The following is an 11,898-nucleotide window of genomic DNA, read 5'->3' on the forward strand; positions in this document are numbered from 1 at the left end:
TGCTGGCGCGCGATGGCGCGCGCGGCGGCCGGCTGTTGCTGGCCGCGCATCACGCGGTGATCGACGGCGTGTCGTGGCGCGTGCTGCTCGACGACCTGCGCGGCGGCTTCATGCAATGGCGCGCGCGGGGCGACATCGAGCGCCGCCCGCGCGGCAACGGCTTTCAGGCCTGGGCGCGCGCGCTGCTCGCGGCGCGCCACGGCGCGGCCTTGCTGGCCGAGCGCGAGCACTGGCTGCGCACGCTGCGCGAGCCGGTGCCGCCCTTGCTGCCCGATCACGGCGCGTCCGCTCGCGAGAGCCGGCACAGCACGCGCATCGTCGAGGTCGTGCTCGACGCGCAGGCCACCCGCGAATTGCTCACGCGCACGCATCACGCCTATCGCACCCAGACCGTGGAACTGCTGCTGGCCGCCTTGCTGATCGCCGCATGGCGCTGGCGCGGGCTCGACGCGCTGCGTATCGCGCTGGAAGGCCACGGCCGCGAGACCGAGGCGCTCGCGCACTACCTGCCCGAGCTCGATCCGCCCGCGCTGGGCGAGACGCTCGGATGGTTCACCAGCTATTTCCCTCAGCGTCTCGCGCTGCCCGCATCGCAAGGCGAGCCGGAGCTGGCCGCGACCATCGCCGCGGTCAAGGCGCAGTACCGCGCCACGCCTCGGCACGGCATCGGCTACGGCGTGCTGCGCCATCTCGCGGCCGATGCCGAGCTGGACGAACTCGCGACGCGAAACGCGCCGGAGATCGTCTTCAACTATCTCGGCCAGTTCGACGTGAGTGCCGACGAGGCGGCCGACATCCGGGTGCTGAGCACCGTGTCGCGCGACGACATCACGCCCGATCGCCCGCGCGAGCACCGGCTCGGCATCAACGGCGGGGTGGAGGACGGCTGCCTGCGCTTCGAGATCGACTACTCCTGCGAGCGTTTCGATGCCGCCGACATCGAGGCACTGGGCGCCCGCTTCGAGACGGCGCTGCGCGAGCTCGCCGCGCATTGCGCCGCGCAATCGCGCTGGTGCCCGATGCCGGTGGATTTCCCGCTCGCCGGCGCGAGCCGCGACGAGCTGGTGCGCTGGCAGGCGAGCCAGCCGGCGCTCGACGCGCTGTATCCGGCCACCGCGATCCAGTGGGGCATGGTGTTCCATAGCCTGATGCCGAATCACGCCAGCGCCTACGTCAACCAGGTGCACATGACGCTCGGCGAGCAGGTTGAACTCGGCTTGCTGCGGTGCGCCTGGGAGGCGGTGGTGGCGCGCCACGCGGCCCTGCGCACCGCCTTCGTCGGTTTCGAGCGCGAGCAGCCGCTGCAGCTGGTGGCCGCCTCGGTGCCGCTGCCGTGGCGCGAAACGGATCATCGAGGCCTCGCCGCCGAGCCGCGCGAGGCGGCGTTCCGCGCGCTGCTGCTCGCCGATCGCGCGACGCCGTTCGATTTCGGCCAGCCGCCGCTGATGCGCTTCCAGGTGATCCGGCACGACGCCGGCCGCCGCTTCGTCTGGACCTATCACCACGCGATCCTCGACGGCTGGAGCCTGCAGCTGATCTGGGCGGACCTGGCGCAGGCCTATGCGGCGCTCGCGGCCGGGCGCGAGCCGGCTCCGCTCGCGGCCGTGCAGTTCGGCGAATACGTGGCATGGCGCGCGGCCCGGCCGCTCGACGAGGACCGGCGCTACTGGCGCGAACAGCTCGGGGCGCGCACCGAGCGCACCGTGCTCGCGATCGAACAGGCCGGCCTCGAGGCGCGGGCGTCCGAAGCCGCGGTGGTGGCCCGCGTGCTCGACGAAGCCGGCACGCGGCGCCTCGTCGAGGCGGCACGGCGCAGCAGGGTGACGCTCGCGGCCGTGCTGCAGGCCGCCTGGGCGCTGGTGCTCGGGCGTCACGGCGGGCAGTCCTCGCCGCTGTTCGGCGTCACCACCTCGGGGCGCGACGTCGAGCTGCCGGGCATCGACACGATGGTCGGCCCGCTGATCGCGACGCTGCCGGCGCGCGTCGACATCGACCCGCGGGCGACGCTCGGCGACTGGCTGCGCGCGGTCCATGCGCGGCACGTGGAGCGCGAGTCCCACGGCCTGCTCGATCTCGTCGAGATCCAGCGCGAATCGGGCGTGCGCGCCGGGCAACCGCTGTTCGACACGCTGCTGGTGGTCGAGAACTATCCGGCGGCCGAGCACGACGCGCGCGCGGCGCTGGGCATGCGCGACTACGACTTCATCGACGACACCCACTACGGGCTGACCGTGACGGTAAAACCCGGCGCCCGCCTGCATTTCGACATCGCATTCGATCGTACGCGGTACCACATCAAGGACATCGAGATCATGACCGACCATCTGAACGCGGCACTGAACCGCCTTCCCGACCAACTCGAACAGCCCGTCGAGGCCCTGCTCGCGGGCGGGAGCCCGGCACCGGCGCCGGCATCCGGCGAGGGGCTGAGCCGCACCTGCCGGCAGGGCGAACTGCGCCTGGGGCGCAACCTAGTGCCGCACCTGATCGAGGATCACGCGGCCGGCACGCCCACCCGCTGCGCGCTCGTCTGCAACGGCAAGCGCTATACCTACGACGAACTCAATCGCGCCGCGAACCGGCTCGCGAATCGCCTGATGCAGGCCTGCCCCGAACTCGGCACGGATTCGCTGGTCGGCCTGCGCATCACGCGCAGCGACCGCCTCGCGGTGGCCGTGCTGGCGATCTGGAAGATCGGCGCGGCCTATATTCCGATCGATCCGGTGCTGCCGCCCCAGCGCATGCAGGAGATGCTCGAATCGGCCGCCGCGACGGTGGTGATCGCCGATGCCGCGGTGGCCGCCGTCGAGCCGGCCACCGCCGGCGTGAGCCGCTTCGTGTTCGAGGAGCTGGCCGCGCCCGACGCGACGCTCGAGCACAACCCGGAGGTGCACGTGTCGGGGCACGACCTCGCCTACGTGCTGTTCACCTCGGGCTCGACCGGCAAGCCGAAGGGCGCCATGATCGAGCACATCGGCATGCTCAACAACATCGTCAACAAGGCGCACGACATGCGCATCGACGCGCAGTGCCGCGTCGCGCAGAACGCATCGATGAGCTTCGACGTGTCGGTCTGGCAGATGTTCATCGCGCTGGCCCAGGGCGGCACGACCTTCGTCTACGACGATCGCACCGTGCACGATATCGACGGGCTGCTGCGCCGGCTCCACGACGATCGCATCACGATCCTGGAGGTGGTGCCCACCTACCTGCTGGCGCTGGTCGAGCACCTCGAGGCACACCCCGGCCTGCCGCGGCCCGAGGCGATGACCTACCTGATGGTCAACGGCGAGACCATCGACGCCGCGCTGCTGCAGCGCTGGTTCGCGCTGATGCCGAACACCCACGTGTTCAACGCCTACGGGCCCACCGAGGCCTCGGACGACATCACCCACCACCTGATGTCGCCCGGCGACGTGATCGAGAATCCGGTGCCGATCGGCCGCGCGCTCGCCAATTTCGACATCTACATCGTCGACGAGCAGTTGAATCCGGTGCCGATCGGCACGCGCGGCGAGATCGTGGTGACCGGCGTGGGCGTGGGGCGCGGCTACGTGGGCATGGCCGGGGCCACCGCCAAGGCCTTCGTGGAGAGCCCGTTCCCCGACCGCTACAAGGGCCGCCTGTACCGCACCGGCGACCTCGGCGTGATGCGCGAGGACGGCGTGCTGATGTTCCACGGCCGCAAGGACCGGCAGGTGAAGGTGCGCGGCATGCGCATCGAGCTGGAGGAGGTGGAAGCCAGCCTGCGCGCGATCGAGGCCGTGCGCCAGGCCGCCGTGCTGCTGATCCAGCCCGAACGGGGCGAGGCCTTCCTGTGCGCCTACGTGGTGCCGCACGAGGCCGAGCAGCGCGAGGCGATCGTCGAGGCGCTCAAGGCGAAACTGCCGCCCTACATGGTGCCGTCGGTGTTCCGCTTCGAGACGGCGCTGCCGCAGCTGCCGAGCGGCAAGATCGACCGCAACCGCCTGCGCGAGGAATTCCGCCACGAGCCGTCGCGGGTGGCGCGCGTCGCGCCGCAGACACCGGTGCAGTGCCGGCTGACCGAGGTGTTCGCCGAGGTGCTCGGCCATGACGGCTTCGGCATCCACGACGATTTCTTCGAGCTGGGCGGCGACTCGTTCAAGGCGATCCGGATCGCGGCCAAGTACGGCGCGCCCCTGGAAGTGACCGACATCTACGATCATCCGAGCATCGAGGCGCTGGCCGAGTACCTGGAGCGCGCGCCCACCGAGTCCGGCTCGGTGGTGCTGATGGCGGGCGACACGGCGCGCGCGAAGGCCGTGCTGGTGTGCGTGGCCAATGCCGCCGGCGGCCCGGTCAGTTTCGTCGACACCAGCCGCGCGGTGGGCCGGCACGAGGCCGACCTGGCCTTGTTCGCGGTGAAGCTGCCGCGCACGCCGGTGGGCGACGACGCGGCGCTGCTGGCCGAGATCCGGCGCCTGGCCGGCCAGGTCTGCGACGACCTGCTGGCGGCCACCACGCTGCCGGTGATCGTGTTCGCGCAGTGCAACGGCTCGGCGCTGGCGATCGCGATCGCACGCGAGCTCTCGCGCCGCAAGGCCGACCTGCGCGCGCTCTGCATCGGCGGCGCGCTGATGCGCATGCGTCACGGCAAGCCCGACACCCGCAGCGACGCGCAGATCTTCGCCTTCCTCGGCGGCATGGGCGCGACGCTGCCAGCCCAGGCCGACGAGCAGGCGTTCTTCCTGCACGACTTCCGCTACGACAGCTGGCTCGCCGACGTCTACTACGATCACCTGAACGACGAGATGCAGGCCGGCGCGCTGCAGGCACTGGACGTGCCGGTGTGGTGCATGGTGGGCACCGAGGACCCGTTGGTGGAGGGTTACGCCGAGCGCCACGAGGACTGGCTCAAGCTCGGCCGGCAGGTGCGCCTCGTCGAGTACGCCGGCATCGGCCACTACCTGCTGCGCGATTGTCCCGACGCGCTGGCGCGCGCGCTCGGCGACGTCTGGCGCGATGCCGAGCAGGCCGCCCAGGCCGCCAGCAGGGAGGCCGTGGCATGAGCGCGTCGGGCTCCCGCATCGCCTTCGTCCATATTCCGCGCACGGCCGGCACCGCGTTCGGCGAGCATCTCGACCAGCTCCACGCGGGCGCCAGGATCGCGAAGTTCTACGTCGACGACGAGCATCCGGTGGTGAACGGCCGGATCGACGCGTATCGCGCGCTCGACGAAGCGGACAAGGCCTCGTACGCGATGCTGCGTGGCCATTTCCCGTACGGCTTCGACGACAGCGAGCACGGCAGCCGCTACGTCACGCTGCTGCGCGAGCCGGTCTCGCGGCTCGTGTCGTACTACTTCTACGCGCTTAAGGAGCCGCTCAACTACCTGCATGCATACCTGTTCCAGCGCCGCATCGGGCTCGAGCGCTTCCTCGCCAGCGAGGCGAGCATCGATCTCGACAACGCCCAGGTGCGGGCCGTCTCGGGCGCGCATTTCGATTCGCCGCGCGCGCGCGTCGGTCCCGAGCACCTGGAGATGGCCAAGCACAACCTGGTCGAGCGTTTCGCGGCTTTCGGCCTGACCGAGCGCTTCGACGAATCGATGCGGCGCTTCTGCGCGCGCTTCGGCTGGCCCGCGGCCGGCGTGGAGCGGCGCAACGAGGGCAGCTACGCGCGTGACCTGACGCTGAGCCCGGCTTGCCGGGAGCACGTCGAGCACAGCAATCGCTTCGACATCGAGTTGTACCGATTCGCGCTCGAACGCTTCGACCGGGAGGCCGCCCCGGCCGCTCACGACGAGCTTCGAGACACCGACACCGCAAGGACTACAAGGAGCTGAGCCCATGACCACCCTGGACCTGAGGCCGCTGAGCGGCACCATCGGCGCCCAAGTGCGCAACCGTACGCTGGCGGGCATCGTCGAGCACGGCGGCGTCGAGGAGATCCGCGCGGCGCTGCTGCGCCACAAGGTGCTGTTCTTCACCGACCAGCCCGCGCTCGAGGTCGACACGCAGATCGCGTTCGCGCGTCTGTTCGGCGAGATCGAGACGAATTTCCCCTCGTTCTCGGCCAAGCCCGACGGGCGCCCCGAGGTAACGGTATTCGACGCCGACGTGCCCAGCGGGCGCGCGTCGATCTGGCATACCGACCTGAGCGTCGCGAAGGCGCCGACCGCGCTGGGCGTGCTGTGCGTGATGGAGACGCCGGCCAGCGGCGGCGACACCATGTGGGCCGACCTCGAGGCGGCCTACGAGAGCCTGTCGCCGGGCATGCAGGCCTTCCTCGAAGGCCAGCGCGCGGTGCACGACATGACCACCGAGCAGTATTCGCAGCGCCCGGGCGCGTTCCAGGGCAAGGGCCGCACCGACATCGACCTGAGCAAGCTGTTCGGCGCGGAGCATCCCGTGGTGCGCGTGCATCCGGAGACCGGCCGCAAGTGCCTGTTCGTCAATCCCTTCATGACCTCGCACCTGGCGGGTTTCCATTCCGCCGAGAGCGCGACGATCCTGAACTACCTGTATGCGCAGATGGAGAAGCCGCAGTTCACGGTGCGCTGGCACTGGTCGAACGGCGACGTCGCGCTCTGGGACAACCGCTGCACCATGCACACCGCGGTGGACGACTACGGCGCCGGGCGGCGCTTCGCGCGGCGCGTGTGCGTGCGCGGCGACGTGCCGTTCGGCGTGGCCCGCGAGGCGGCCACCGCCGCCGAACCTGCCTGACGAGGTCGCGCGGGGCGCGATCGATTGCGCCACGGCCGTCAGGCCGTGGTTCTCCTACCTGAATCCGAACCTCATCATGAACTCATCGACCATGCAATCCGGCGTCGACTTCTCCGGCTCCGTCTATCTCGCCTCTAGCACCGTGCGCGCGGTCGCGCAGCGCCTGAACTGGCGCGCGAAGGTGCTCATCAGCGGCTATGAGCAGGATTTTCGCGGCAAGCGCGTGCTGGATCTCGCCAGCCACGACGGACGCTTTATGCACGCCGCGCTCGCGCACGGCGCGGCCAAGGTGGTGGGCGTGGAGGTGCGCGAAAGCCACCTCGACGCCGCGCGCGCGAACCTGGCCCAGGGCGGCCATGCGCGCGAGCGCTACGAGGTGGTGGCCGGCGATCTCGTGGAATACCTGCGCTCGGTCGAGCCGGGCGGCTTCGACACGATCCTCTGCTTCGGCGTGCTGAGCCACCTGATCGAGCATATCGACGTGATGCGCGAGATCGGCCGCATCGCGCCGGGCGCCTTCATCCTCGATACCTGGGTGGCGCGCGAGCGCTGGAACCTGCGCGAGCGGCTGCGCAACCGCCGCGTCAACGCCTTCGTGCGCAACATGCAGCAGGGCGGCTTCGGCAAGCGCTCGCTGCTCACGCGCATGCAGGGCTGGTTCGACGACGTGCTGCCCAGCGAGCGCAGCCGCACCGGCAACCTGGTGCTGCTGTACGAGGACGCCGCGGCGCCGGGCGCCACCGCGCGCCAGAGCGGCCTGATGGGCTGGGCCAATCGCTCGGCCGTGGAGATGCTGTTCGATCATTACGGCCTCGATCACGAGCGGGTCGACTGGCACGCGCAGGGCCTCACCGACTGGAGCGATCTCGAGGACTACCGCAGCGGCTCCCGCGAGAGCTGGGTGGCCCGTGCGCGGCGAGCCTGAGGGAGCGCGCCCGTGAGCATGACCTTCCGAGACAAGGTGCGCGAGCGCTGGCCGCACTACGACGATCGCCGCGGCATCTTCCAGGCCGGCGCCACGCCCGACGAAATGCGGCGCGTGGCGAGCGAGACGCAGCTCGACTGCAAGCTGACCTGCCGCACGCATCTGCAGGCTTTCGAGGCCCACCTGCCGAAGCTGTATTTCCAGGGCGACGTGGCCGACTGCGATTTCGCCGCGCTGCCGCCGCGCTACGTGATCAAGCCGCGCTGCCAGACCGGCGTGCTGATGCTGATGGATCGCGGTACCGACCTGAAGACGGGCGCGGCGTTCGCGCCCGAGGAGGTCCGCGCCTTCTTCGCGCGCCAATGGTGCTATCGCGGCCTGAACAATCACGTGATCGTCGAGGAGATGGTCGAGAACCGCGACGGCTCGCCCTGCGTGTCGCAGTTCAAGTGCCTGACCTTCCACGGTCGCGTGGAGTACATCCACTACGTGACCGTGGGCTACGACCTGGGCTGTGTCGCCTACGACTACGACCGCGACTGGCGGCGCGCCGCGCTCTATCACAGCGCGCAGCCGATCGAGCGCGAGATCGCACGGCCGGCGCACTTCGATCGCGTGATCACGCTGGCCGAGCAGCTCGCCGACTACTACCGCGGCTGGACCGGCATCGAGCACGTGCGCGTCGACCTGTTCGATTCGGACCGCGGGCCGGTGTTCGGCGAGTACGCCGGTGGTACCAACGGCGGCGAGGGCTTCACCGACGAGGCGCAGCGGCTGCTGGGCACCTTGTGGCGAGGCGGGGCCGGTCCATCCTGACAGGAGTGAGAGCATGACATCCACCGATTCATCCGGTCCGGTGTGCGTCAAGCAGGTGCTGCGGGTCCGCCATGCCGATTCGACCCGCATGGTGCGCCCCGGCGACTTCGACAGCCGCGTCGTCGCGCGCCACGCCTCGCTGGCCGAGTTGCCCGAGCGCGCGCGCTACGTGCCGCTGTACGCGGACTGGCGCGCCGAGCGGCTCGTTCATGGCCGCTGGGAGGGCGATGCCGGGTTGAGCGACGTGCCCTTCCTCTATCAGCATCAGCGCCGCCATGTGCAGTGGCTGGCCGAGCTGCCGTTCGAGCGGCTCGACGCCTGGCACGATGCCGCCGGCCTGACGCCGACCTTCGTGTTCTCGATCGGCCGTTGCGGCTCCACGCTGCTGTCGCGCCTGCTGGCCGCCGCCGGCGAGCCGGCGATCTCGGAGCCGGACGTGCTGACCAACGTCGCCTGGGTCGACGACGACGCCGAGCTGGCGGTGGCGCGGCGCTGGGGGCCGAGCGTGGTGCGCGCCGCCGTGTGCGGGCTCGCGCTCGCGTGCGGGCGCGCGCCGGTCATCAAGCTGCGCGCGCGCTGCAACCGGGCGGTGGACGTGTTTCTGCAGGCCTTCCCGCAGGCGCGCTACGTGTTCATGTTCCGCGAGCGGGACGATTGGGTGCGCTCCACCTCGCGCGCGTTCGGCGAGCGCGGCGAGACGCTGGCCGAGCTGCTGAAGGTATCGGTCGAGGCCTTCGACCGCCTGCATCGCGCCGGCGTGCGGCCCCAGCCGGTCTGGTACGAAGACCTGCTGGCCGGCCCGCTGCCGGCGTTGCGGCGCATCGTGTCCGATCCCGCCGCCATGGCGGCGCGCGGCAACGCTATCGCCGCGGCGCTGGGCAGGGACGCGCAGGCGGGCTCCGGCCTGTCTCGCGAGCGATTGTCGACGCGCGGCGCCGATGCCGAGGCGCTAGCGGCGTTCGACGCCTGCTGGCGCGCCATCCGCAGCGACGCGCTGCTGAGCGAGCACGGTCTCGCGCGGCTGCGCTGAACTGATTTCAAGAACCGGGAGATTCGATGAACCTCGAGATTCAGATACGGGAGAGCCGCAAGCGCGTGCTGACGATGCTGCACGGCGCGCAGGGCGGCCATTTCGGCGGCGCGATGAGCGTGCTCGACAGCTTGATGGTGCTCCATCACCGGATTCTCGACCGCGATCCGGCGCGGCGCGCCCAGGGGCGGGCGGATCGCCTGATCCTGTCGAAGGGGCATGCCTCGGTCGCGCTGTACGCGACGCTCGCCTCGGTCGGCGCGCTGCCCGAGGCCGAGCTGGCCAGCTACGGGCAGCACGGCGGCCGCCTGGCGTGCCATCCCGACATGAGCCTGTGCGACGCGATCGACTTTTCCACCGGCTCGCTCGGCCAGGGCCTGTCGGTGGGGCTCGGCATGGCTCTCGCGCTGCGCGGCACGGGCGCGCGCGTCTGGGTGGTGCTCGGCGACGGCGAATGCCAGGAAGGGCAGGTGTGGGAGGCCGCGCAATTGGCGTCGCGCTACCGCGTCGACAACCTGCATGCGGTGCTGGACCTGAACGGTTACCAGGAGATGGGCTGGCACGGCATGCCGGGCATCGAGCCCGCGCCGCTGCCCGACGCGGCGCGCAAGTGGGAGGCGTTCGGCTGGCATGTCAGCGAGGCGCCGGGGCACGACGCGGCGGGGCTCGAGGCCGCGATGCGCGACATGCTGGGCCGGCGCGGCCAGCCCGGCGTGCTGCTGGCCCATACCGAGAAGGGCCACGGCATTCCGGCCTTCGCCGACGCGCCCGGGCTGTCGCATTGCCTGAGCCTGACCGAGGCGCAGTTCCGCGACGCCGTGATGGCGGCCGGGGAGCCGGCATGAGGCCCGCCGCCCATTGCGCGCAGGCGCTCGTCGAGCGGGCGCGGCACGACCCGCGGATCTGGGTGGTGGACGGCGACCTGGCCGATTCCTACGGCGTGGACCGCTTCGCGCAGGCGCACCCGGAGCGCTTCCTGATGGCCGGGATCGCCGAGCAGACCATGGTGTCGACCGCGGCCGGCATGGCCGCCTGCGGCTTGCGGCCGTGGGTGTTCTCGTTCGCGGCCTTTCTGTGCTTTCGCGCCTACGACCAGATTCGCGTCGGGCTCGCGCAGACCGGCGTGCCGGTCACGCTGGTCGGCTCGCACGCGGGCGGCTGCGGCGGGCCGAACGGCAAGAGCCACCAAGCGCTCAACGACATCGCGGCGATCGGATCGCTGCCGAACCTCGATATCTGGACGCCCGGCTGCGAGGCGGACACGCGATTCGTGGTCGACGCGGTGCTGGCGCGGGAGCGCCCGGCCTATCTGCGCTATCCGCGCGAGCCGCTGGGCGCGTTGCCCGGCGAGCCTGCCGAATGTCGCTGGATCGGCTCGCGCGCGCGTTTCGCGCTGGTGAGCTGCGGGCTGTTCACGCACGTCGCGCTCGACGCCGCGCGCCGGCTGCGCGAGCTCGACGTCGATGCCGGCGTGATTCACCTGACGCGGCTCGCGCCGTTTCCCGCTGCCGAGTTCGCGGCCCTGCTGCGCGACTTGGATGGGCTCTGGGTGGTGGACGACCACACGCGTCGCGGCGGCCTGGCCGACCTGCTGCATGCCGAGGGGTTCGCGGTGCGCGACCCGGTGTTTTCCTGGCCGGCCGACTGGAGCGGCGATTTCGGGCCGACCGAGGTGCTGCTCAAGCGCCACGGGCTCGCCGCGGACGATATCGCCGCGCGCCTGGCCGCCGAACTGCGCGGCGGCGGGCGCGCGGCAAGGAGCGGCGCGCGGGCCGCCCGCGAGGCGGGCCGATGAGCGCGGATCTGCTGGTGACCGGCACCGGCTCGCTCGCCGAGGCCGTGCTGTTCGATCTGGCCACCCTGCCGGCGGGCGCGAGGCCGCTGCGGATCGTGCTGGCCGGGCGCAACGCGGCGCGCCTGGCCTGGCTGGTGCAGGCCACCAACGCGCGCGCCGTGGTGCATGGCACGCCGCATCGCGTGGTCGGCCATCGGCTCGACTGGGATGCGGCGGGCGCGCTCGACAGCCTGCTGGCCGCGCTGCGGCCGGCGCTGGTGTTCAACGTGGCCTCGCTGCAGTCGATGTGGGAGATCGCCGCCGGGCGCGATGCCTGGGCCGCGACGATCCGCGCCCAGGGCTATGGCGCGACGCTGCCGCTGCAGGTGGTGCTGGCGCTGCGCGTGGCGCGCGCGATCGCGGCGCATTCCCCCGGCAGCCGCTTCGTCAATGCCTGCTACCCCGACGCGGTCAACGAGATCCTGGTGCGGCTCGGCCACGAGGTCGTGTGCGGCATCGGCAACGTGGCGACGCTGGCCGCCGCGTACCGCGCCGAGATGGATCTGGCGCCCGGCGCGCGCCTGCGCATGCTCGCGCATCACTGGCATGTCGGCGCGGCGATCGCCGGGCACGGGCGCCGTCACGCGCCGCGCGTCTGGGTGGA

8 protein-coding genes and 1 pseudogene are annotated in these 11,898 nt (G+C 71.3%); all 9 read left to right on the forward strand.

Going from position 1 to position 11,898, the window contains the following annotated elements:
• Positions 1–5,030 (forward strand): non-ribosomal peptide synthetase (locus F3J10_RS31135; protein WP_167243710.1); only part of this gene is annotated, 5,030 nt, incomplete at its 5' end.
• Positions 5,027–5,806, forward strand: a complete 780-nt coding sequence (locus F3J10_RS31140) for a sulfotransferase family 2 domain-containing protein (protein WP_167243711.1) — start codon at positions 5,027–5,029, stop codon at positions 5,804–5,806. The genes F3J10_RS31135 and F3J10_RS31140, both read left to right, overlap by 4 nt.
• A 4-nt stretch (positions 5,807–5,810) precedes the next feature.
• The gene (locus tag F3J10_RS31145; RefSeq protein WP_167243712.1) at positions 5,811–6,689 is read left to right on the forward strand and encodes a TauD/TfdA family dioxygenase; all 879 of its coding nucleotides are present in this window, start codon (positions 5,811–5,813) and stop codon (positions 6,687–6,689) included.
• Positions 6,690–6,765: 76 nt separating this feature from the next.
• The gene (locus tag F3J10_RS31150; RefSeq protein WP_167243713.1) at positions 6,766–7,614 is read left to right on the forward strand and encodes a class I SAM-dependent methyltransferase; all 849 of its coding nucleotides are present in this window, start codon (positions 6,766–6,768) and stop codon (positions 7,612–7,614) included.
• 18 nt (positions 7,615–7,632) lie between these two features.
• Positions 7,633–8,430: an ATP-grasp fold amidoligase family protein gene (locus F3J10_RS31155; protein WP_167243716.1), complete on the forward strand. Its 798-nt coding sequence runs from the start codon at positions 7,633–7,635 to the stop codon at positions 8,428–8,430.
• Positions 8,431–8,443: 13 nt separating this feature from the next.
• On the forward strand, positions 8,444–9,460 hold the full coding sequence (locus F3J10_RS31160) for a sulfotransferase (protein ID WP_167243714.1): 1,017 nt from the start codon (positions 8,444–8,446) through the stop codon (positions 9,458–9,460).
• A gap of 26 nt (positions 9,461–9,486) precedes the next feature.
• Entirely contained in the window at positions 9,487–10,305 is an 819-nt protein-coding gene (locus tag F3J10_RS31165; RefSeq protein ID WP_046578512.1) for a transketolase, read from the forward strand.
• Entirely contained in the window at positions 10,302–11,255 is a 954-nt protein-coding gene (locus F3J10_RS31170) for a transketolase C-terminal domain-containing protein (protein ID WP_167243715.1), read from the forward strand. Before F3J10_RS31165 ends, F3J10_RS31170 begins: the two co-directional genes overlap by 4 nt.
• Positions 11,252–11,898, forward strand: a pseudogene (locus tag F3J10_RS31175) (hypothetical protein); the annotation flags it as partial. The gene F3J10_RS31170 and the pseudogene F3J10_RS31175, both read left to right, overlap by 4 nt.

Source organism: Burkholderia sp. Cy-637 (genome assembly GCF_011753175.1).
Classification (GTDB): Bacteria; Pseudomonadota; Gammaproteobacteria; order Burkholderiales; family Burkholderiaceae; genus Burkholderia; species Burkholderia gladioli.